This window comes from Streptomyces sp. NPDC017936, assembly GCF_044328485.1.
GTDB lineage: Bacteria > Actinomycetota > Actinomycetes > Streptomycetales > Streptomycetaceae > Streptomyces.
On sequence record NZ_JBIRHK010000009.1, the window covers coordinates 203435 to 226424 of the forward strand.

A 22990-nucleotide genomic window follows, 5' to 3' on the forward strand; every position below is an offset into this window, starting at 1 on the left:
GGGGTGCGAGCCCAACATAACCGCACAGCAACAACCATTGACAAGTGTCCGGGATGTTTCTCTACTGTGAACGCTCACAGAAGCATGGCAGGTTCTCGCAGCGGGCGAGAACCCAGGTCAGGGGAGAAATCCATGCCCAACGCGAAGCGCCGTCGACTCTCCAAGGTCACAGCCGCCGCCGTCGCCGTCACGCTCGGCAGCACCGCCCTCGCCGCCTGCGGCTCGTCCGACGACGACGGCGAGGCCCGGTCGGGTCCGGTCTCGCTGACGTACTGGACCTGGGCGCCCGGCATGGACAAGGTCGTCGACCTGTGGAACAAGGGGCCGGGGAAGAAGGAGCAGATCACCGTCACGGTGAAGAAGCAGGCGTCCGGCGACACGCTGGTCACCAAGATCCTCACCGCCCACAAGGCCGGCAAGGCGCCCGACCTGGTCCAGGCCGAGTACCAGGCGCTGCCGACGCTGGTCAGCAACGACGCGCTGGCGGACATAGCCGGCGACGTCGGCGACGCGAAGAGCAAGTTCGCCGACGGCGTCTGGCAGCAGACGACGCTGGGCACGGACGCCGTCTACGCGGTGCCGCAGGACATCGGCCCGATGATGTTCTACTACCGCGAGGACCTCTTCAAGAAGTACGGCCTGACGGTCCCGGTGACCTGGGAGCAGTTCGCCGAGACCGCCCGCACGCTCAAGAAGAAGGCCCCGGACCTGGACCTCACCACCTTCTCCGCCAACGACTCCGGTCTCTTCGCGGGCCTCGCCCAGCAGGCCGGCGCCCGGTGGTGGACCACCTCCGGCGACAAGTGGAAGGTCGGCATCAACGACGCGGCCACCAAGAAGGTCGCCGACTTCTGGGGCGGCCTGGTCGAGGAGGGCGCCATCGACAACCAGCCGATGTACACCCCGGCCTGGAACAAGGCGCTCAACACCGGCAAGCAGATCGCCTGGGTCTCCGCCGTGTGGGCGCCGGGCACCCTGACCACCGCCGCGCCGGACACCGCGGGCAAGTGGGCCATGGCCCCGCTCCCCCAGTGGTCGCAGAGCGAGAACGTCACCGGCAGCTGGGGCGGCTCCTCCACCGCCGTCACCACCGACTCCCGGCACAAGGAGGCCGCCGCCGAGTTCGCCGCCTGGCTGAACACCGACGGCGACGCCCTCAACGCGCTGGCCAAGGAGGGCGGCATCTACCCGGCCTCCACCTCCGCCCAGCTCAGCGGCGCCTTCACCACCCCGCCGGCCTACTTCTCCCACCAGGCGGACTTCTACACCACGGCCGCCGAGATCGCGAAGACGACGGCGCCCTCGGCCTGGGGCCCGAACGTGAACGTCGCCTACACGACCTTCAAGGACGCCTTCGGCGCCGCCGCGAAGAACAAGTCGGACTTCACCGCGGCCCTGGACACGATGCAGGCCGCCACGGTCGCCGACATGAAGAAGCAGGGCTTCGAGGTCGCCGAGTGACCAGCGCACGCCGGAAGCCGTACGGGGTCAAGGGGGCCCCGTACGCCTTCCTCGTCCCGGCGACGGTCCTCTTCGCCCTGTTCTTCGCGCTGCCCATCGGCTACGCGGTCTGGCTCAGCTTCCACAAGGTGAAGGTCTCCGGGCTCGGCCTGGGCGCCGGCGCCCGCGAGGAGGTCTGGGCCGGCCTGGAGAACTACACGGCCGCCCTCACCGACAGCGAGCTGCTGGACGGCGCGCTGCGCGTGCTGGGCTACGGCTGCATCGTCGTCCCGGTGATGCTGGGCCTCGCCCTGCTGTTCGCCCTGATGCTCGACTCCGAGAAGGTGCGGCTCGCCCCGTTCACCCGGCTCGCCATCTTCCTGCCGTACGCCGTCCCCGGCGTGGTGGCCGCGCTGCTGTGGGGCTTCCTGTACCTGCCGGACGTCAGCCCCTTCTACTTCGTGCTCGACGAGCTGGGCCTGCCGCAGCCGGACCTGCTGGACGGCGGCCCGCTGTACCTCGCCCTGTCCAACATCGCCGTCTGGGGCGGCACCGGCTTCAACATGATCGTCATCTACACCTCGCTGCAGGCGATCCCGGCCGAGGTCTACGAGGCGGCCAGGCTGGACGGCGCGACCCCGCTGCAGATCGCCCTGCGGATCAAGATCCCGATGGTGGCGCCCTCGCTGGTGCTGACCTTCTTCTTCTCGATCATCGCGACGCTGCAGGTGTTCAACGAGCCGACCACCCTGAAACCGCTCACCAACTCCGTGTCCACGACGTGGAGTCCGCTGATGAAGGTGTACCGGGACGCCTTCGGCACGGGTGACATCTACGCGGCGGCCGCCCAGGCCGTGATCATCGCGCTCGCCACGCTGCTGCTCTCCTTCGGGTTCCTGCGGGCCGCGAACCGTCGCCACCAGCAGGAGGCAGCCCGATGAGTTCTCTTGCCGTCCGCAAGGCCCCTTCGGCGGCCGGCGCCACGGGCGCCGACCGGGGCCGCCCGCCGCTGCGCGGCCGGATCTCGCTCGTCCCGACGATCACCCTGCTGCTGGGCGCGCTGTACTGCCTGCTGCCCGTGGCGTGGGTGGTGATCGCGTCCACCAAGTCCGGACGCGAGCTGTTCTCGACGTTCACGTTCCTGCCGGGCACCGGTTTCGCCGACAACATCGGCGACCTCAACGCCTACCGCGACGGCGTCTACTGGAAGTGGATGGGCAACTCGGCCCTCTACGCCGGCGTCGGCGCCCTGCTGTCGACGTGCGTGTCCGCGGTCAGCGGCTACGCGCTGGCGACCTACCGCTTCCGCGGCCGCGAGACCCTGTTCAACGTCCTGCTCGCGGGCGTGCTGATGCCGCCGATCATCCTCGCCGTCCCGCAGTACCTGCTGCTGGCGCAGGCCGACCTCACGGACTCCTACTGGTCCGTGCTGCTGCCGCAGATCCTCTCCCCGTACGGTGTCTACCTCTCGCGCATCTACGCGGCCGCGGCCGTGCCGGGCGACGTGGTGGAGGCCGGCCGGATGGACGGGGCGGGCGAGTGGCGGATCTTCACCCGGATCGCGCTGCCGATGATGGTCCCCGGACTGGTGACGGTGTTCCTGTTCCAGTTCGTGGCCGTGTGGAACAACTTCCTGCTGCCGTACATCATGCTCAGCGACGACGAGAGGTTCCCGATCACGCTCGGTCTGTTCACGTTGCTGGAGCAGGGCTCCAACCAGCCGGCCCTGTACACGTTGGTGATCACCGGCGCGTTCCTCGCGGTGATCCCGCTGGTCGCGCTGTTCCTCGTCATTCAGCGCTTCTGGAGCCTGGACCTGCTGTCCGGAGCCGTAAAGTCATGACCATGAACAATGGTGCGGGGGGCCGGCGCAAACCGCCGACGATCCACGACGTGGCGCGTGAGGCGGGTGTCTCCCGGGGCACCGTCTCGCGCGTGCTCAACGGCGGCCACTACGTCAGCCCCACCGCCCAGGAGGCGGTCAACGCCGCCATCCGCAAGACGGGTTACGTCGTGAACCGGCACGCCCGCTCCCTGATCACGGGCCGTTCCGACTCCGTCGGCTTCCTGCTGACGGAGCCGCAGGAGCGGTTCTTCGAGGACCCCAACTTCAACGTGCTGCTGCGGGGCTGCACCCAGGCGCTGGCCGCGCACGACATCCCGCTGCTGCTGATGCTGGCCGGCACCGAGGACGAGCGCCGGCGCATCACGCGGTACATCACCGCGGGGCACGTGGACGGGGTGCTGCTGGTCTCCAGCCACTCCGGGGACCCGATCGCCCAGGAGCTGCGCGAGGCGGGCGTGCCGCTGGTGGCGTGCGGCAAGCCGATCGGGATCGGTTCGAAGGTGAGCTACGTGGCCGCCGACGACCGGGACGGCGCCCGGGACATGGTGCGCCACCTGCTGGAGCGCGGCCGCCGCCGGATCGGCGTCGTCACCGGCCCGCCGGACACCCCGGGCGGGGTGGAACGGCTCGCCGGCTACCGGGAGGTGCTCGCCGAGGCGGGGGTCGAGCACGACGAACGGCTGGTCGTCTCCGGCGACTACAGCCGGGCCAGCGGAGAGGCGGGCGCCGAGCGGCTGCTGGCGCGGGCGCCGGACCTGGACGCGGTGTTCGTCGCGTCCGACCTGATGGCCCAGGGCGTCCTGGCGGCGCTCCGGCGGGCGGGCCGCCGCGTCCCCGAGGACGTCGCGGTGGGCGGCTTCGACGACTCCCCCGCGGCCACCGCCGCCAGCCCGCCCCTCACCACCATCCGCCAGCCCTGGGACCGCATCAGCAACGAGATGGTCCGGGTGCTGCTCGCGCAGATAGGCGGCGAGGACCCGGCCGCGGTGATCCTGCCGACGGAACTGGTGCGGCGCGAGTCGACGTGACGGCCCGCCGGCCGGTGCGCCGTCCCTCCGGGACGGCCCGGGCGGGAGCGCGTACGGTACGGTCGAGCATGCGTACGCAAGGGGCCGCAACGGCCCGGCGCGGACCGTTGCGGAACGGCACGGCCGTGACCGCCGGCGACCGCACGCCTCCACCCTCCGGCGGCCGGACCGCCGCCGCGCCGCCCTCCCCGCGAGTCCGACGCGTGGGCGAACACCCCGCCGGCCCGGCCCGCGCCGCCCGCCGGCCGGGGGGCGCCGGGTGAACGGGCGCGCCCCGGGCCCGCCGGGCCGGAGGATCCGCCCGGGGATCCGGGCCGTCCCCGGGGTCCGCGCCCTGGTGTCCTACCGGCGCGAGTGGCTGGTCAAGGACCTGGTGGCCGGGGTCGTCCTGACCACGCTGCTGGTGCCGCAGGGCATGGCCTACGCCGAGCTGGCGGGGCTGCCCGCCATCACCGGCCTGTACACGAGCGTCCTGTGTCTGCTCGGCTACGCCGTGTGCGGGCCGTCGCGGATCCTGGTGCTGGGCCCGGACTCCTCGCTGGGCCCGATGATCGCCGCCACCGTGCTGCCCCTGGTGGCGGCGGACGGCGATCCCGACCGGGCCGTCGCGCTGGCCTCGGTCCTGGCGGTCATGGTGGCGGCGATCATGATCGTGGGCTCGGCGGCGAAGCTGGGCTTCATCGCCGACCTGATCTCCAGACCGACGATGATCGGCTACATGAACGGCCTGGCCCTGACCATCCTGGTCGGCCGGCTGCCCGAGCTCCTCGGGTTCGAGGTCGACGCGGACGGCCTGCTCGGCGAGTGCGCCGGCCTCGTCCGGGGACTCGCCGGGGGGTCGGTGGTGCCGGCCGCCGCCGCGGTGGGCTGCGGCGGGATCGTGCTGATCCTGGTGCTGCAGCGGCTGCTGCCCGGGGTTCCGGCGGTGCTCGTCATGGTCGTCCTGGCGATCGCCGCGGCCACGGCCTTCGACCTGGGCGAGCACGGCGTCGACCTGGTCGGCGAACTGCCGCAGGGCTTCCCCCCGTTCACGATCCCCGACGTCCGGCTCTCCGACCTGGCCCCGCTGTTCGGCGGTGCGCTGGGCATCGCGCTGGTCTCCCTGGCGGACACGATCTCCAACGCCTCGGCCTTCGCGGCCCGCACGGGTCACGAGGTGCGCGGCAACCAGGAGATGGCGGGCGTCGGCGTCGCGAACCTGGCGGCCGGACTGTTCCAGGGCTTCCCGGTCAGCACGAGCGGCTCCCGTACCGCGGTGGCGGAGCGCGCCGGCGCGAAGAGCCAGCTCACGGGGGTCGTGGGGGCCGCGCTGATCCTCCTCGTGCTGGTGCTGGCGCCGGGCCTGTTCCGCGACCTCCCCCAGCCCGCCCTCGCCGCCGTCGTCATCACCGCCTCCCTCTCCCTGGCCGACGTGCCGGGGAGCGTACGGCTGTGGCGGCAGCGCCGGACGGAGTTCCTGCTGTCGCTCGCCGCCTTCGTCGGCGTGGCCCTGCTCGGCGTCCTGGCGGGCATCGCGATCGCCGTGGCCCTGTCCGTGCTCAACGTGTTCCGGCGCGCCTGGTGGCCGTACGGCACGGTGCTGGGACGGGTGAGCGGGCTGGAGGGGTTCCACGACGTGCGCTCCTACCCGCGGGCCGACCACCTGCCCGGTCTGGTGATGTACCGGTTCGACGCCCCGCTCTTCTTCGCCAACGCCCGGACCTTCCGCGACGCGGTCCGGCGCCTGGCGAGCGGCGAACCGCGCCCGCGGTGGATCGTCGTCGCGGCCGAGCCGATGACCGACGTGGACACCACCGCCGCCGACATGCTGCAGGAACTCGACCAGGCCCTGAACGCCGAACACGTCCACCTGGTCTTCGCCGAGCTCAAGGACCCCGTGCGGCGCAAGATCGAGCGGTACGGGCTCACCCGCACCATCGATCCGCGCCACTTCTTCCCCACCGTGGAGGCCGCCGTGGCCGCCTACCGTGAACGCACCGGAGCGGAGTGGACGCCCCCGCCCACCGGGTGGTCCGGCGTCCCCGGAGCCGACGGAGCGGCCCCGCCCTCCGCTCCCGACGAGTGAGCCCCTCGCCGAGCGAGGTGCGCTGCGACAGGTGCGGGTGCCTGGGGCGTGCGGGCGGGAGGCACGCGTGCGGCAGGGGCACGTGCCGGAGGCGCGCGTGCGGCAGACACACGTGCCGGGGGTGCGCGTGTCGGAGGCACGCGTGCGGCAGACACACGTGCCGGAGGCGCGCGTGTGGCAGGCGCGCGTGTGGCAGGCGCGCCTGGGGGCGCCCGCCCGCTCGTTCCGCGGTGTCCTGTCGTGGTGCCTTCCGAGCGCCGGTCAGGCGGTGTCGCGGCCGGCCGCGGCCCGGCCCATCGTCAGCGCCAGGCGCCGTACTCCGCGCCAGTCCACCGGCGGGTGCGCCGGGGGGACGCCGGGCCGGTGCCGCGGCACGCGCACCCGCAGGGCCCCCGGCACCAGGCGGCAGCGCACCGGCGTGGGCAGCAGCAGGGCCTCCCCGTCGACGCCGACCGGGATGACGGGGACGTCGGCGTCGACGACGACCTCCGCGGCGGTGGCCGCGGTCAGTCCGTGCCCCTGCTTCCCTCGCAGCAGCAGGTCCGTCGCCTCCGCGGCGCTGTCCACCTCGATGCCCAGGACCCCCAGCTCGCCGGAGTCGAGCCGGTCCCGGCGGCCCAGGCCCGCCGAGTCGCCCCGGTGGTAGGGATTGTTGCTCACCAGCACGGCCTGGGGACTGTGCAGCGTGTGCGGACCGGCACGGACGTGCAGCCGCGCGCCGCTGTGGTGGGTGAGCAGACCGGGGAGCATCTCCAGTGTGGTGCGGGCCTTGTCGTCGCGGTAGGCGGGACTCTGCACCACCGCCGCGTACACGCCGAACGAGGCGTTGTTGACGAAGACCCGCCCCTCGTCCCCCGGGACCGGTTTCCCGGCCTGGAGCCGGCCGAGGTCGACACGGAGCTCGACACCGTCCGTCAGCGCGTCCAGACACGTCGAGGGGTCCTGCCGGTCCAGGCCCAGGTCCATGGCGAAGTGGTTGCGCGTGCCGGCGCTGATCACCACGAACGGCACGTCGTGCTCGGCGGCCACCCCGGCGACCAGCGCCTGTGTGCCGTCGCCGCCCGCGACACCGAGGAGGTCGGCTCCGTCCCGGACGGCGCGGCGCGCCAGCTCGGCCACGTCCTGCCGGTGGGCCGGGTCCAGGACGACCACCTCGGCCCCCAGGGCCCGGGCCCGCTCGGCGAGGTGGAACTTCCCCACCTTGCCGCCCCCGGAGCGCGGGTTCATGATCAGGAAGGGCCGTGCGGCCCGTCCCACGGAGCGCTCCGGCATACCGGGTGCGGAGCCGTCGGCCAGGGCGGCCCGGCCGGCGGAGACGGCCAGCGCCCACAGGGCCAGCGAGACCAGGACGACCCACAGCAGTCCGGCGAGGCTGTAGAGGACCAGGACGGTGACCGGCGCGGCCACCGCCAGCAGCCCGGCCGCCGGCCTGACCCAGCCCGCGTGGGTGAGCGTCCACCAGACGCCGGCCGCCGTGAGCGCCAGACCGGCCGCCCCCACCGCCACGAGCACGATGCTCGCGAATCCGGCGGTGACCAGCAGCACCAGGACGGCCGCCGCGGCCGCCGCCAGAGCCAGTCGCGCCGTCCAGCGCCCGCTCATGGGACAACCTCCCCGTTCGGCCGGAGGCACGGGACGAACCGACCGCCCGTGGACGCCGACGGACCCGGACGTCCACTTCAGGCTACGAGCGGTCGCCCCTCGCGGCATGTCGCCACCGGCGCCCCCGCTTCCCGGAGGACGACCGCTCCAGGGGGCGGGGCACGGGGCCCGCCACGGCCCGTCCGCCGACGACGTGCGCGCCGTGCGACATCCGCGTGCACCTGTGTACACCTGCGTGCGCTTGCACTAGTTGCACGGTAAACGAACGGCGCCGTCGGTGTTACCGTGCGGGTATGGCAGCGAAGACGGACGGGGCGGGCCTCGAGGAGCGGTGGCGGGACATCCTGTCCGTGCACGCGCGCACGATGTGCGAGATCGACCGCGCACTGCATCCGCACGGCCTGGGCGCGAGCGACTTCGAGGTGCTCGACCTCCTCGCCGCCGAGGCGCCCCGGGAGGGCGAACACTGCCGGGTGCAGAACCTCGTGGAACGGGTGCACCTCAGCCAGAGCGCGCTGTCCCGGCTCATCGGCCGGCTGGAGAAGGACGGCCTGGTGGAGCGCTCCGTGTGCGCCGAGGACCGGCGCGGGGTGTGGGTCGCCCTCACCGACAAGGGCCGCGCGCTGCACAGCGAGGTGCGGCCGCTCCAGCGCGAGGTGCTGGAGCGGATGCTGCGCGGCTGAGCCGCGCGTCAGCCGCAGGAGCGGTTCACCGGGCCAGCAGGGTGCGCACCCCCTCCGAGGTGAGCGTCAGCGGGTGGGCGCCTGCCGCGTCGATGGAGAGCGACAGCTCGCCTTCCGGCCACTGGTGGGCGAGGGCGCCGAGCGGCACCAGGCGGTAGCGCGAGACGCCCGGCAGCAGGTCGGTCATCTCCGGCTCGGAGGTGAAGACGGGCACCACCGGCGTGCCGCCGGGCTGCTCCAGCACGGGCAGCGCCAGCGTGCTGGGGTTGGTGACGTCCTCGTCGGTGGCGTCGTCGGGCACGGGCACGAGCACGTCGGAGTGCGCGAGCGTGTCCAGCGCCGCCGAGTCCCCGGTGTCGTGGGCCAGCGCGTCCAGCGCCTGCGCGGCGGGGGTGGTATTGGCGTCGTGGGCCGGCGTCTCCATGGCAGCTCCCCAGGTAGCGGTGGTCGGACGGTCCGGACCGGACGGGATCCGTCCGGGCACGGTCCGGCCACGCGTACCCGGGCTCACGGAAGCTCAACCGTGCCGGCGGCGGATCGCCGGCCACGGACCGGTCACCCCGCGGGAGGACGTACGGGGCCGTGGGGCGCGGGGCCGTGGCGTGGGAGTCGTCGTCCGCGCCCGCGCGGGTGCCGCAGCACGAGGACGCGCTGGACGGGTACGCCAGGACCGGGCCGCACCGGACGGTGCCGCTCGGACGCGGTCCGCGAGGAAGGGCTCGGCCGCGCGTTCCGGCGGTCTCGGCGGCGGACCCGTCCGTCGGCCCGACGGACGCCCGTCGGCGCCTCGCCCTCGACGGGCGGGCGCGTACCGGTGGCTGACGGCCCTGCGGGAGAGAGCCGCGCCGTGGCGCCGTCCGGAGACAGCCCCGTCCCGGCCGGCCCCGGCCGGCGGCCGGGACGGGGCGCGGGTCAGATCGGCTGCGGTTCGAAGTCCCAGTAGGGGCGGGCGCCGGAGCGCATGTAGTGGGTCTGGTGGTGGTCCTGGCCGTGGCTGCCGGACAGGGCCGCCAAAGCCCTGCGCTCCCGCTCGTCCGCCTCCCCGGTCCGGCCCAGCCGGCGCAGGTCCTGGGCGAGCCCCGCCTCCAGGTTGACGGCCAGCACGTGGCCCGCGCCCACCGCGGCGACCGCCCGGTCCAGCGCGTCCCTGCCCAGGTCCGCCGCCCCCTGCGGGTCGCCCGCGACCGCCGTCGCCGAGGCACAGTTCATCGCGCAGCCCAGCGCCCACACATGGCCGCGGCCGACCGCCGCCTCCAGTTCCCGCATCGACCGGTCGGCCAGGTCCCGCGCCGCCTCGGCCTCTCCGTCGTCCAGGAGCAGGATCGCGCAGTTGTTGCGCGCGCCGATCGCGTACGGGTGCAGCTCCCCCAGGGTGTGCGCGTACGCCGCGGCGGTCGTCTCGACCAGTTCCCTCGCCCGGTCCCGCCGGCCCAGGGCCCGCAGCAGCATCGCGTAGTCCAGGGAGACCAGCAGGACGTCGGGGTGGTCGGCGCCGGACAGCAGGATCAGCCGGCGGCGCCCCTCCCGCATCAGTGCGCGGGCGGCCTCCAGGTCGCCGTCGCGGCGCAGGCACAGGGCGAGGTTGTGCTCGGCCAGCAGCGTCTGGCGGTGGTCCTCGTCGAGGGTGCGGCGCAGCAGGTGCGCGTTGTACTCCTGGAGGCTGCGGGCCTCGCGCAGCCTGCCCAGCAGCCGCAGCATCCGGGCGGTGTACGTGCCCGACTGGAGGGTGCGGCGCTCCCGCGAGCCGAGCAGCGCGACCCGGCGGTCGTAGACCTCGCGGTGCAGGGCGCAGGACTCCGCGTAGTGGCCCTGCAGGCCCAGGGCCAGGGCCAGGTTGGTGCGGAACTGCAGGGTCTGCGGCACGTAGCGCTCGCCGCGCTCGGCCGCGCTGCGCGCCGCCTCCTCGTAGAGGGCGCGGGCCTCGTCGTAGCGGCCGCGGGCCATGAGGGTGCCGCCGAGTCCGTCCTTGGCGCGCAGCAGTTCGGTGCCGGTGAGTCCGGTGGAGTCGAGGAGGGTGAGCATGGCGCGGCCGGCCTCCTCCGCCTCCTCGTACCGGCCGAGGCCGCGGAGCATCCGGGCCTCCTGGTCGGCGGCGATCAGGGCGCTGCGCTCGGTCGCCCCCGAGGTGCGCCGCCAGCACCGCAGGACGCGGCGGGTCGCCTGCAGGCCGTCCTGGTACTCGCCGCGCACCCGCAGGTACTCGATGCAGTTCAGCAGGAGCCGGCGCACGTCCCCGTCCTCGGACTCCGCCGCGCCCGAGGGGTCGAGGTGCGGCAGGAGTTCGGCGTAGCGCTGCCAGTGCGCCGGGTTGCCCGGCTCGCCGGGGTCGGAGTCGACCAGGACGCGGGCGGCGGTCGCCGCGTAGAGGCGCTCGGTCTCGGGGGTGAGACCGGCGCGGACGAAGCGGCGGAAGCTGCGGTGCATCCGCAGCGAGACGATGCTGACGAAGTCCTGCCGGGGGTCCGTGTCGTACTCCACCCGCATGGACGTCAGCTCGGAGATGGTGAGCAGGGCCGCGTCCCAGGCGCCGGGTTCGGTGACCAGCCCGGCGAGGTGCGGCGGCAGGCCGCTGGGGCGGGCCGAGCGCAGCAGCCGCACCGGGAGCATGTCGGGCGAGAAGAACGTCAGCAGCAACAGCAGGGCGTGCACCGCGGGTGAGCGCTCCTCCAGGGAGCGCAGGGTCCGCGCCCACACCAGCCGGTGGGCGGGCGGTACCTCCGGGGCCGGGCCCGTGCCGTGCGGGCCGCCCCTCTTCAGCGCCTTGAGGTACTGCGTGATGTCGGCGGCGGGGTTGGCGTCGATCCAGGCGGCGCTCTGGTCGATGAGGAGCGGGAGGTTCTCCAGGGCGTCCGCGAGTTCCCCGGCCTGCCGCTCGCTCATCTGCGGGGCCCGGCGGCAGGCGAAGGCGACGCTCTCCTCCCGTGCGAAGGGCGGGAGTTCGCGGGCCACGGCGCCGTACCGGGTCCACTCGTCGGTCTGCGCGGTGATGACGACCTGGCCGCGGCCCTCGGGCAGCAGCGGGGCGATGTCGTCGACGTCCTCGGCCCCGTCGAAGATCACCAGCCAGCGTCCCTCGTCGCTCGCGAACGCCCGCTGCAGCGCCTCGATCTGGCCCGTGAGCTGGTCGCCCTCGCCCAGTCCGACCAGCCGGGCCAGCGCCGCGAAGCCCTCGCGGGCGGCGGCCTGCGTGGCGGAGGGCACCCACCAGATGAGGTCGTGCTCACCGGCGAACCGCCGTGCGTACTCGGTGGCGGTCTGGCTCTTGCCGACGCCGGGCGGGCCGTGCAGCAGCACCCGGCGGCCCTGGCCGTCGCCCGAGGTCAGGACCTCGTGCACCTCGTCCAGGAGGTCCTCGCGGCCGGTGAAGCGGGGGTTGCGGCGCGGGGCGTTGGTCACGTCGGGCGGGTCCTCGGGGTAGCGGGGGCCCTCGCCCGGGCGGGTGTAGGGGCGGCGCGGGACCAGGCCGACCATGCCGAGCACCCGGCGCCGGGCCTCCTCGGGGCCCACTCCGCGCAGGGTCACCGCGCCGAGGCTCACCGCCTCGTCGGGCAGCGCGCGGGTGGTCACGGTGACGGCCCCGACCCGGTCGCGCAGTCCGGGCATCACCTGGTGCAGCACCTGCGCCCACTCCCGGTTGCGTCCGGTGTCGAAGCGCAGGTACCAGTCGTCGAGGACCAGCAGGACGCGTCCGGGCCGGCTGAAGAAGTCGTGGAGCTCCCCGACCTCCGGCAGCCGGCTCAACGGCGACCAGCGCAGCTCGTGGACGGCGCAGCCCTCCTGGGTCAGCGCCCAGGAGATCCACCGGGCCCAGCCGTTGCTCACGCCGGCGTAGACGAGGGAGACGGGACCGGGGTGGGCCGACGGCAGCCCTGTGCTCATGAGCAGGCTCCTGGGGGATCGCGACGTTCCGGAACCGGACGGTGCCCGGATCCCATTGTGCGCCAAATCCCCGGTTTCACCAGATAGTTGCGCATGCGGGCTGCTCCGCCGCGGTCTTCGCGGCGGCCTCGTGCTCAGAGCGGCTGCGGTTCGAAGTCCCAGTAGGGCCGCACCCGGCGCTGTGCGTCCCGGGTGTGCGGGTGCTCGGGCCCGAGCGTGTCGCTGAGCCGCCGTACGGCGTCCTCCTCGAAGCCCGCCGCCTGGCCGACCCGCCCGAGGGCGCGCAGGTCGTCGGCGAGGGCCGTCTTCGCCGACAGGGTGAGCGGGTGCCGGGCCCCGAGGGCCCGGCCCGCGCGCATGAGGGTGTCGTGGCTGAGTCCGTGGGCGCCTTCGACGTCGTCGACGCGGCTGCGCGCGGCGCTCAGGTTCAGGGCGCAGCCCAGGGTCCAGGGGTGGTCGCGGCCCACCGCGGCGGTCATCTCCCGGTGCGCCGACCCGGCGTGGTCCAGCGCCGCGTCGCGGTCGCCGGCGTGCGCCAGGGCCAGGCCCACGTTGGCCCGGGTGCCGATGCTGTACGGGTGGTCGCGGCCCAGCAGGCGCGCGTACCGTTCGGCGACGGACTCGGCGTACTTCAGGGCCGTGCCCAGCTCGCCGTGCTCCCGCAGGAAGGTCGCGTAGTCGGCCTCCGCGACGAGCGTCTCGGGGTGCTGGGGGCCGAGCACCTGCGCGGCGCGGAAGGCGGCGGAGGACAGCCGGTCCCTGGCCTCGTCGTACGCGCCCGCCCGGCGGCGGCACAGGCCGAGCTGGTGGTCGGCGCTGATGGACTGCGGGTGGCGTTCGTCGGAGATCTGGCGCAGGGTGCGGACGATCTGCTCCAGGCGCGAGGTGGCCTCCGGGTAGTCCCCCAGCAGGCGTATCAGGCGTGCGTAGACCGCTCCGGAGTGCAGGGTGAGGATGTGCCGGGAGCGCAGCCGGCGCTGGCGGATCTGGAGGACCTCGCGGTGGATCTCCCGGGCTTCGGAGTAGCGGCCGAGGAGCATCAGCGCCAGGCCCAGGTTGTGCCGGGCGGCCAGGGTCTGCGGGGCCTCGGTGCCGAACTGCTCGGCGAAGCGCGCCGCCGCCTCCGTGAACAGGTCCCGGGCCTGGGTGAACTGACCGAGCGCCAGCAGGGTGCTGCCGAGGCCGTCCTTGGCGCGCAGCAGGTCGGGGTGGTCGGCCGGCTTGTCGGTGGCGAGCCGGCGCACCACGGTCCGGCCCAGCTGTTCGGCCTCGTGGTAACGCCCGGCCTGGCGCAGGATGTTGCCGCGTTTGTGGGAGAGGGACAGCAGGGCGCCGTGGGAGGGGTCCAGGCGTCGCTGCCAGTGCGCGAGCACCTCGTCGCAGAGCTTCAGACCGCTGCGGGACTCGCCGCGCACCCGCAGGTACTCGACGCAGTTGAGCACCAGTTCCTGTACGGCCGGCCGGTTGGACTCGAAGGCCCCGGCGAACTCCAGGTGCGGGATGAGCCGGGCGTAGCGGGCCCAGTCGCGGGTGTCGGCCGGCCGCCGCGGATCGGCGCTGATCAGCACCTGGCAGGCCATCTCGGCGTACAGCTTCGCCTCGTCGGCCGGGAGTTGCTCGCGCAGGAACCGGTGGTAGAGCCGGTGCATGAGGACCTGCTCGACCTCCGGGTTGTCCGCCAGTTCCTGCTGGTAGTCGAGGCGTACGGCGGTGTACTCCGACAGCCGGCGCAGGGCCAGGTGCCAGGCGCGCGGGTCGCGGACGAGTTCGTCCAGGTCGTCGTGGAGGTCCTTGTAGTGGACCTCGGTGAGCAGGCGGACGGGGATCTCGTTGGGTGAGAAGAACGCCAGCAGGTTCAGCAGCATCGCCGCCTTGGGGTCCCGCTCGCGCAGCGTGCCGAGGGTGATCGACCAGGCGGTCTGGAAGCCCTTCGGGTAGGTCGCCTCGGTCTGGATGCGCGCGGACCGCGGGGTGTCGTGCAGCTGCCGGATGTACTCCGCCACCGGCAGGTCGTTGGCGTCGAGCCAGGCGGCGGTCTGCGCGAGCAGCAGGGGGAGGTCCTGGACGGCGGAGGCCAGGGCGTCCGCCTCGCCGGGGGTGACCCGGGGCGCCCGGCGGCGGACGAAGGCGACGCTCTCCACGCGGGAGAACGACCGGATGCCGATCTCCCGGATGCCGGGGACGGCCGACCAGTCCCGGGTGGTCGAGGTGAGCAGCACGTGGCCGTGGCCGTCGTCCGGGAGCAGGTCGGCCAGCTGGAGCGCGTCGTCGGCGCCGTCGAAGATCAGCAGCCGGCGGTGGCTGCGCGCGTCGGAGCGCAGGGCCTCCTGCACGGCCCGGATCCGCTCGCCGATGCGCTCGCCCACGGGCAGGCCGAGGCGGGGGGCCAGTGCGGCGAGGCGTTCCCGGGCGTTGGCGCGGTGGGTGGCGTCGATCCACCAGACCACGTCGTAGTCGTTGCCGAAGCGGTGGGCGTACTCGGCGGCGATCTGCGTCTTGCCGGTGCCGGTGCCGCCGTACAGCACCAGCCGGGTGGTGGCGGCCTCGCCCTGGGCTCCGGTCGCGGTCAGCAGGCCGTGGATGCGTTCCAGCTCGGCGTCCCGGCCGGTGAAGCGCCGGTTGCGGCGCGGGATGTCGAGGACCTCGGGCGGCTCGTTCGGGAACCGCGGGGCGTCCGTGGGCAGCGGTACGGCGGGCCGCGCCGGGTCGAGGGAGAGTCTGCGCAGCAGCCGTCGCACGGCCTCGTGCTCGTCCAGGTCGTGCAGGTCGACGGGGCTGAGCAGGTCGACGGAGCCGGGCACCTCCTGGGTGGCGACGGTGACCGCGGCCAGGCGGCCGGCGTGCGGCGGCACCAGGTCGGTCAGGACGCGCTGCCAGTCCTCCTCCGGGATGGGCCCCAGCTTGAAGTACCAGTTGTCCAGCACCAGCAGGATGCGGCCCTCGGCGGCGAGCAGACCGCCGAACTCGGACTCGAACGGCACGTCCACGCGGGGGTCCCAGCGCACCGGCGTCGCCTTCAGGCCGCGGGCCCGCAGCTGGTGGGCGATCCAGGACGCCCACGGCCGGTTGAAGCCGGCGTAGCTGATGGTGACGTGCTCGCCGCTCGGCTGGCTGAGGTTTCCCATACGGCTGGTCTCCTGCCCTTGCGGGTCGGTGGGCTGCGGCTCGGAGGGGGTGGGCGGGTCGGGCGAACGGGTGCGGGTCAGATGGGCTGCGGCTCGAAGTCCCAGTGCGGGCGCCGGAGCTCCTCCGCCGACCGGGTGTGCGGGTGCTGTGGTCCGAGGGTGTCCCGGAGCAGGGCGACGGTCTCCTGCCGTACGGCCTCCGCCTCGTCGGTGCGGCCCGTCTCGCGCAGGTCGTGGGCGCGGGCGGTCTCCCCGGCCAGGGTGAGGGGGTGCCGGGTCCCCAGGCTCCGGGCCGCGAGGGCGGTCAGCTCGTCGTCGTGCGCGAGCGCCGCCTCGGCCCGCCCGGCGCGGGCGAGCATGGCGGTGAGGTTCAGCCGGCAGCCCAGCGTCCAGGGGTGCTCGTCGCCGACCGCGCGGGTCATCAGCCGCCAGGCGGTCTGCGCGGAGGCCTCCGCCTCGGCGCGCTCGTCGCCGTCGGCCTGCTGGGCCAGCGCCCAGTTGCTCAGCGAGCCCGCCGTGTAGGGGTGGTCCGGGCCGAGCAGGCGCAGGTAGCGGTCGTAGACCGTGCGGGCCAGCTCGTGTCCCTCGCGGGGGCTGTCGGCGCGGATCAGGGTGGCCCGGTCGGCCGCCATCATCAGCGTCTCCGGGTGCAGTTCGCCCCGGCGCTGCTCGGAGCGCTTGAGGACGCTCGTGAAGAGGGACGCGGCCTCGTCGACCAGCCCGTCCCGGCGCAGGCACTGGGCGAGGTTGTGCTCGGCGCGCAGGGTCTGCGGGTGGTGCGGGCCGAGGGTGCGGCTGTGCAGCCGGGCGTTGTGCTGTTGCAGGGCGAGCGCCTCCCGGTAGCGCCCGAGCAGCCGGGTCATCCACGCCACGTGCAGGCCCGAGTACAGCGTGGCGAAGTGGTCGGCGCCATGGCGGCGGATGCGCAGGTCGAACAGCTCCCGGTGCAGGTCGAGGGATTCCTGGTAGCGGCCGAGCAGGCCCAGGGTGAGGGCCATGTTGCTCTTCGCCTCCAGGGCGCGGTCGCCCTGCCGGCCGAAGCGGGCCGCGTGCCCGTGCCACACCTCCTCGAACAGCTCCCGCGCGCGCGAGAAACGGCCCAGCGCCATCAGCGTGCCGCCGAGGCCGTCCTTGGCGCGCAGGAGTTCGAGGTCGTCGGGCTCGCGGGCCGCCAGCAGGTCCACGACCTCCGCGCCGACGGCCTCCGCGTCCCGGTAACGGCCCGTGCGGCGCAGCAGGTTGGCGTGCTGGTGCACCAGGACCAGCATGTCCCGGTCGGTGCCCGGATACCGGGCGCGCCACTGGGCCACCGCCTGCTGGCACAGCCGCAGACCGGTGTCGTACTCGCCGCGCACCCGGAGGTTGTTGACGCAGTCCAGCAGCAGGGTGCGCACGTTCGGCTCGTCGCGTTCCAGGGCGCCCGCGTGGTCCAGGTGCGGGATGAGCCGGGCGTAGGCCGGCCACTCGCGCGGGTCCGTGGGGCGGTGGGGGTTGGCGGCCGCCAGGATGCCGCAGGCGGCGGCGGACAGGCGCGTCCTGGTCCCGGCGTCGAGGTTGCCGCGGATGAACCGGTGGTAGAGCCGGTGCATCTGGGCCGACTCGACACCGTATTCCAGGGAGGGGTCCTGGGTGTGGCTGAGGTGGATCGCGGTGAGGTCGGCGAGGGCCTCGAGCGCGTTCTCCCACCGGGTGGAGTCGGAGACCGTGCCGGCGAGGCTGCCGGGCGGGAAGACGCTGGGGGGCGCGGCGTTGATGAGCTGGACGGGGATCGCGTCCGGGGAGAACATCGCCATCAGCTCGATGAGGTCCGCGGCCTCCGGATTGCGTTCGCGCAGGGCGTTCAGGAAGTGCGCCCAGGACACCACGAAGCCCTGGGGGTAGTCGGCCTCGGTCCGCACCGCCAGCTCGGCCGGGGACTGCCGCTGGAGGGACTCGACGTACTCGGCGACCGGTTCGGCGGTGTTGGCGGCCAGCCATGCGGTGGTCTGGGCGAGGACCAGGGGCAGGTCCTGGACGGCTTCGGCGAGCTGCTCCGCCTCCGCCGCGGTGGCGCGGGGCACCCGGCGGCGGATGAAGGCGACGCTCTCGTTCCTGGTGAAGGGCCGGACCGTGTACTCCTGGAAGCCCAGCAGGCTGACCCAGTCCCGGGTGAGGCTGGTGATGAGCACGTCGCCGCGGCCCTCGGGGAGCAGGTCGCGGACCTCGGCGACGTCGTCCGCGCCGTCGAAGATCAGCAGCCAGCGCTGCCGGGGCCCGGTGCGCTCGCGCAGCGCGGCGTGCACGGCGCGGATGCGCTCGCCGACGTCGCGGCCCGCGGCCAGTTCCAGATGGACGGCGAGCGAGGCGAACTCCTCGCGGGCGCGGCTGCGTTCGGTGGACCGGATCCACCAGACGACGTCGTAGCCGTCGCCGTAGCGGTGCGCGTACTCGGTGGCCAGCTGGCTCTTGCCGACGCCCGGGATGCCGTGCAGGACGACCCGCGCCCCGGCGGGGCCGGACTCGGCGAGCAGTTCGGAGATCTCCTCCAGGTCGTTCTTGCGGCCGGTGAAGTAGCCGTTGCGGCGGGGGGCCTCGAGGACCTGGGGGGGTTCGTTGGGGAAGCGGGGGCCGTCGGGGGCCGCGGGCGGGTCGCCGGCCGGGACGCCGAGCCGTTCCAGGATCGCGCGCCGGGCCTCCTCCTCGTCGAGTCCGGTGACGTCGACCGGGCGCAGCAGGCCGGTGCCCTCGGGGAGGGACTCGGACGTCAGGACGATGGCCGCGAAACGCTCCCGGTGCTGGCCCACGATCACGCGCAACGCCTCGGACCAGGCCCGGCCGGTGTGCAGGTCGGGGCGCAGGGCGCGCTCGTTGACCAGGAGCAGGACCTGCCCCGGGGCGGCGAGCAGCGCGCCGAGGGACTCGATGGGGGTGCGGGAGGCGGTGTCCCAGTGCAGCAGGGTGGTGGTGCGGCCGGCCCGCTCCAGCTGGCGCGCCGTCCACATCGCCCAGGAGCGGCTCTCGCCGGCGTAGCAGATGCTGATGTGGCCGGTGGCCGGGAGGTGCTCGGGGGCCGCGCCGGTGTCCGGCCGGCCGGCCGGGGCCGCGGCCCCGCCGCTCTCCCCCGCGGCCTCGCCGGTCTCCTCCGTCGCCTCCGTCCGGCCGGTCCCCTCTGCCCCTCCGGCCCCTCCGGTGCCGGCCGGGTCCGCCGAGTCCGTCGTCTCCGCCGGCGAGCCGGGACGGGGTGCCGTCACCGGCGGGCCCGGCAGCAGGTACGTCGCGCCGTCGGCGGTGTTCAGCCAGCCGCTCTCCGGGCCGACCCACTCCTCGACGGCCGTGTCGCGCTCGATGAGGATCGTGCGGATCGAGGTGGAGGTGACCAGCTCCACGACGCGCGGGTCGGTGTCCGGCACGGTGATGGCGAACGAGTCCGGCCCCGGCGCGCTGTCGCCGACCACCAGCCGGGGCTCGGCCCACCGCAGGTACAGCGGCACCCGGGGCAGCCCCTCGGCGATCACGGCGACGTCGGAGAGCGCCAGGCGCTGGGGCCGCGGCGCCTTCGGCGGGTCCTCGGCGAGCCTGACCGCGGAGAGGGTGAGCAGCTGCCAGGCGGTGGTGGAGCGCCGCACCCGCTCGGGCAGGCTGTCCCAGGCGCCGAGGAACCAGCGGGCGACGCCCTCGCGGCCCTCCTCGATCAGGGCCCGCAGGGCGGGCTGGAGGGACTCCTCGATCCGCTGGTCGGCCCCGCGCCCGCCGCTGACCGCCTGCCAGGTCGCCGTCTCCTGGGCGATCATGGCGGGGCTCTGCCCGGCGCGCACCTCCTGGAAGGTGGGCCAGAGGTGGTGGATGGGGTCGTCCTCGGCCGCCCCCTGCAGCCGGCGGCCGAGTTCCGCGCGCAGTTCGGCCAGCAGTCCGGTGTCCAGGACGACGAACCCGAAGCCGCGGTGTTCGACCAGATCGCCGAACCACAGGTCGACCTCGGCCGCGACGTCGAGGCCCCGGGCCGCCCGCAGCCGGACGGCCCGCATCAGTTCGGGTTCGATGCGGGCCGCGATGCTCAGCAGCACGGCCAGTTCCCGGCCGGGCCCGGCGGGCACGCTCACCGCCTGGCCCCCAGCGCCTTGCCGACGGTGGTGCCGCGGTCCCAGGCCACCATCGGCAGCCTGCTGCGGACCGCCCAGTCGGGCCAGTGCCGCTCGGGCAGCGGTACCAGGGCGACGGGCTCGCAGCCGCGCTGCTGGACGGACTCGATGGTGGTGCGCCATTCCTGCTCGGTGGCGCGCCAGGGGTTGAGCTCGGACCCTCCGGCGCCGAGGTCGGAGAGGATCAGCACCCGCACGCCGGGCCGCGGTGGCCGGTAGGGCCGCTGCCAGGTGGTCCGGGGTCCGGGGCCGGCACCGCGCAGCGGTACGTCGGCGAAGCGCAGGACCTGGGTGCCGGCCACGCCGGCGAGCGCCCGTACGTGCCCGATGACGTCCTCGACGTCCCGGGCGAAGGGCTCCATGGCGGCGGAGGTGTCGGCGAGGATCTGCACGCCGTAGCGCAGGGTCGGCAGGGGCAGCCGGGGGATGGCGGTGAGCGGGCGGGCCCGGGCGAGTTCCTCGGTGGCCCGTTCGACGTCGAGTTCGCCGTCCCGGGTGATCCTGGCCAGCAGGACGGTGAGCAGCGCGGCCGTGGAGCGCGGGGCGAGCAGCGGGAGGTGCGGGAGGCGGGTGCGGGCCTCGTCGCGGCCGCGGGGGCGGGCCAGGGTGTCGGTGGTCCAGCGGGTGGGGTGGCGGGTCTGCTGCTCGACCGGGACGAGGACGGTCACCGTGCCGGCCCCGGCGGGCGTGGGACGGCGTTCGAACAGGGGCGGGTTCTGTTCGGGGGGCCGCGGTCCGGACTGTTCCTCCCGGGCGGCCGCCTGCCGGGCCGGCTGTCCCCGGCCCTGCTGGGCGCCGGGCTGTCCGGCGGTGTCCACGGGGCCGCCTCCGACGCCGAGCAGTCCCGCGATCCGGGCGAAGTCGTCCGGGGTGCGGGCGTCGAGGGCGCGCGCGGCACGGGCGACGTCGCCCAGCCAGGCCTCACCCATCATGTGCGGTCTCCGGCCATCTGCTGGGGCTTGATCAGCACGTTCCGGGTGAGCAGCTGCCACTCGTCGGTGGCCGGGCGGATGCCCAGGGAGCGGCAGGCGAGCAGCGCGTCGAGGTACTCGGCGGTGCTGGGGCGGCGGACGCCCTGCTTGTCGGCGTGCTGGCGGACCTTCATGAGTTCGCCGGCCACCGCGTCGGCGAGTTCCCGGTCGGCGTCCGTCACCTCGCCGGGCCACAGGTCCATGTGCTCCTCGGCGATCCGCACCAGCATGGCGCGGTCGTGTTCGGGGAGCACGTGCACCACGCAGCGGCGCAGCAGCGCCTGGGGGAGTTCGCGTTCCTCGTTGGTGGTCAGGACGACGAGGTGACGGGCCCGGCGGTCCTCCTCGCTCTCGTCCCGGTCCCCCGCCGGGCGTTCGGTGCGGATCTCCCGGCCGATCTCGGCGACGGTGAACCGGTGGGAGCCGAGCGGCACCAGGAGGCTGTTCGGCACGTCCGGGTCGGCCTTGTCGATCTCGTCGATGAGGACGACGGCCCGGTCGGGCCTGCGGGTGGAGTTGATCTCCTCGAAGGGGTCCGGGCAGGGGTCGGTGACCTCGGCGCCGTCCGGCCTGCCGCGCCGGCGGGCGGAGCCGGGGGCGAGTGCCCACCACAGGACGCCGGGCTCGACGTAGCTGGCGTCGTCGGGCGTCGCCCCCTGGCGCACGGCGACCTGGGCGTCGGCCAGCCGCCGGACGCTGTCGAAGCTCCACAGCAGGTCGCGCGGCTGGGTGCGGTAGGTGACGACGTGTTCGTAGTAGCGCCAGCGCATCTGGGCGGCGATGTACGGTGCCAGGGAGGACTTGCCGGAGCCCGGCATGCCGCGCAGGAGCAGCGGGCGGCCGGTGGCGAGGGCGACGCGCACCGCGAAGCGCAGGTCCTCCGGCATCACGTAGACGCGGCCGTCGCCGCGGTCGGGCGTGTCGAGCCATTCGACGTCGGTCGTGGCGTCGGCCCCCGCGCCCGCCGTGATCCGGTGGTCCGTCATCACGCCCCCCTGGAGTTCAGACGATCGATCAGACGCCGCTTGACTCCCCTGACCAGAGTCTCATGGTTCTGCCCGAACGGTGGGTCGATAACCAGCACTTCGTCGGGGTTCCCGGGCCAGTGCCCGCGTGCGCCGGGCCTGCGGCCGGGGACGACCAGGACGTGCAGCCAGGGGACCTTGCCCTGGAGGTGGGCGACGACCCGGTGCACCATGTCGAGGTCGCACTTGCGCGCGTCCAGCACCAGGAAGAACCGGCCGGATTCGGTGGGCTCGTCGGGGTGGTCGAGTTCGTCGGACTCGTCCAGGCCGACGTAGTACTTCACCGCCTTCTCGCACTGTTCGATGAGCGGTCCCTCGGAGTCCTCCTCGCCGGGGACGCCCGTGGCGAAGTACCTCGTCAGGTCGACGCAGAACGCGCGCGCCAGGTACTGCTCGCCGATCTCCGGGTGGTGCACGTTCAGCAGGACGACGCGCCGGGTGGAGCCGTCCGTCTCGCGCACGATGCGCCGGGCCTCGTCCCGGTCGATCCACACCGGCAGGACCATGTCCGCGAGCTGCCGTGCGCGGCTGCGGTCCAGGCCGCCCATCCAGGCCTCGGAGACGGCGTTGGCGAGTCTCTCGACGCTGTGCGTGTCGAGCATCTGGGAGGCCAGGAACAGGTGGCCGAGCCCCGGGGTGAGCAGGGCCAGCTCCTCCTGCGGAAGGCCCAGCGCGGACGCCATCCGGCCGAAGACGGAGGGGTCCTGGATGTGGTTGAGCTGGATGCCGATGTTCGACAGCCACTTGCTGACGGCGTCGTCGGCGGCCCGGATCTCCGGGAACCCCTCGAGCAGCCGCTGCGCCTCCTGCGCGGGCGTCCGGTTGGTCGCCCGTTCCAGGTCGTCGTCCGCGAGGTAGCGCAGTTCGGACTTCCTCAGCAGCCCCGACGTCACGTCGTTGACGAGGACGGTGATCAGGACCATGTCCGGGTGGAGGGTCTTGCGCCAGTGCAGGATGTTGGTCTCGCGGCGCACCCAGGACGAGTCGAGGGCGTCCTCGTTCACCAGCACCAGCGCGGCGTCGCACTCGCCCAGGAACCGGGCGAGCTTCAGTTGCCAGGGCCGGCCGGGCTGCCGGATGTCGACGTCCAGCAGCACGTCGTAGCTGCGGTCCTCGAGGCCACGGGCCAGGGCGTCCCTCAACTCCGCGGTCCGCGGGTCCTCGCTGGTGCTGTGGCTGATGAACACCTTGACCACCCTTGCCCCGCC

At 74.0% G+C, this 22990-nt stretch carries 14 protein-coding genes; 6 read left to right on the forward strand and 8 right to left on the reverse strand.

Features of this window, described 5'->3' with window-relative positions; genetic code table 11:
* The first annotated feature begins 132 nt into the window (after positions 1 to 132).
* From ACH4F6_RS20770 to ACH4F6_RS20790, 5 genes are all read left to right on the forward strand, one after another.
* A complete protein-coding gene (locus ACH4F6_RS20770; protein WP_397961721.1) occupies positions 133 to 1461 on the forward strand; it encodes an ABC transporter substrate-binding protein in 1329 nt (442 codons plus the stop codon).
* The gene (locus ACH4F6_RS20775; RefSeq protein WP_397961722.1) at positions 1458 to 2381 is read left to right on the forward strand and encodes a carbohydrate ABC transporter permease; all 924 of its coding nucleotides are present in this window, start codon (positions 1458 to 1460) and stop codon (positions 2379 to 2381) included. The genes ACH4F6_RS20770 and ACH4F6_RS20775 overlap by 4 nt, the downstream gene beginning before the upstream one ends.
* On the forward strand, positions 2378 to 3283 hold the full coding sequence (locus ACH4F6_RS20780) for a carbohydrate ABC transporter permease (RefSeq protein ID WP_397961723.1): 906 nt from the start codon (positions 2378 to 2380) through the stop codon (positions 3281 to 3283). The genes ACH4F6_RS20775 and ACH4F6_RS20780 overlap by 4 nt, the downstream gene beginning before the upstream one ends.
* The gene (locus ACH4F6_RS20785) at positions 3280 to 4314 is read left to right on the forward strand and encodes a LacI family DNA-binding transcriptional regulator (RefSeq protein ID WP_397961724.1); all 1035 of its coding nucleotides are present in this window, start codon (positions 3280 to 3282) and stop codon (positions 4312 to 4314) included. The genes ACH4F6_RS20780 and ACH4F6_RS20785 overlap by 4 nt, the downstream gene beginning before the upstream one ends.
* Before the next feature lie 337 nt (positions 4315 to 4651).
* Positions 4652 to 6379 carry a SulP family inorganic anion transporter gene (locus ACH4F6_RS20790; protein WP_397961725.1) on the forward strand — a complete coding sequence of 576 codons (1728 nt, stop codon included), beginning with the start codon at positions 4652 to 4654 and terminating at the stop codon, positions 6377 to 6379.
* 261 nt (positions 6380 to 6640) lie between these two features.
* Here the strand turns inward: ACH4F6_RS20790 and ACH4F6_RS20795 are convergent, their stop codons facing one another.
* Positions 6641 to 7981, reverse strand: coding sequence for a diacylglycerol/lipid kinase family protein (locus ACH4F6_RS20795; protein WP_397961726.1), 1341 nt, complete (start codon positions 7979 to 7981; stop codon positions 6641 to 6643).
* Positions 7982 to 8274: 293 nt separating this feature from the next.
* Between ACH4F6_RS20795 and ACH4F6_RS20800 the strand changes: the two genes are divergently transcribed.
* Complete coding sequence (locus ACH4F6_RS20800) at positions 8275 to 8664, forward strand: MarR family winged helix-turn-helix transcriptional regulator (RefSeq protein WP_397961727.1); 390 nt, start codon at positions 8275 to 8277, stop codon at positions 8662 to 8664.
* 25 nt (positions 8665 to 8689) lie between these two features.
* On the opposite strand, the gene ACH4F6_RS20805 is transcribed toward ACH4F6_RS20800, so the two are convergent.
* The 7 genes from ACH4F6_RS20805 to ACH4F6_RS20835 form a co-directional block, all read right to left on the reverse strand.
* Positions 8690 to 9088 (reverse strand): SseB family protein, encoded by a 399-nt coding sequence (locus ACH4F6_RS20805; protein WP_397961728.1) that lies wholly within the window; start codon positions 9086 to 9088, stop codon positions 8690 to 8692.
* Positions 9089 to 9576: 488 nt separating this feature from the next.
* On the reverse strand, positions 9577 to 12543 hold the full coding sequence (fxsT, locus tag ACH4F6_RS20810; RefSeq protein ID WP_397961729.1) for an FxSxx-COOH system tetratricopeptide repeat protein: 2967 nt from the start codon (positions 12541 to 12543) through the stop codon (positions 9577 to 9579).
* A 134-nt stretch (positions 12544 to 12677) separates the two neighbouring features.
* Complete coding sequence (gene fxsT / locus ACH4F6_RS20815; protein WP_397961730.1) at positions 12678 to 15668, reverse strand: FxSxx-COOH system tetratricopeptide repeat protein; 2991 nt, start codon at positions 15666 to 15668, stop codon at positions 12678 to 12680.
* Positions 15669 to 15745: 77 nt separating this feature from the next.
* Complete coding sequence (fxsT, locus tag ACH4F6_RS20820) at positions 15746 to 19747, reverse strand: FxSxx-COOH system tetratricopeptide repeat protein (RefSeq protein WP_397961731.1); 4002 nt, start codon at positions 19745 to 19747, stop codon at positions 15746 to 15748.
* Positions 19744 to 20718 carry a hypothetical protein gene (locus tag ACH4F6_RS20825; RefSeq protein ID WP_397961732.1) on the reverse strand — a complete coding sequence of 325 codons (975 nt, stop codon included), beginning with the start codon at positions 20716 to 20718 and terminating at the stop codon, positions 19744 to 19746. Before ACH4F6_RS20825 ends, fxsT (ACH4F6_RS20820) begins: the two co-directional genes overlap by 4 nt.
* Entirely contained in the window at positions 20715 to 21743 is a 1029-nt protein-coding gene (locus ACH4F6_RS20830; protein ID WP_397961733.1) for an AAA family ATPase, read from the reverse strand. The genes ACH4F6_RS20825 and ACH4F6_RS20830 overlap by 4 nt, the downstream gene beginning before the upstream one ends.
* The gene (locus tag ACH4F6_RS20835) at positions 21743 to 22978 is read right to left on the reverse strand and encodes a toll/interleukin-1 receptor domain-containing protein (protein WP_397961734.1); all 1236 of its coding nucleotides are present in this window, start codon (positions 22976 to 22978) and stop codon (positions 21743 to 21745) included. Before ACH4F6_RS20835 ends, ACH4F6_RS20830 begins: the two co-directional genes overlap by 1 nt.
* Positions 22979 to 22990 lie beyond the last annotated feature (12 nt).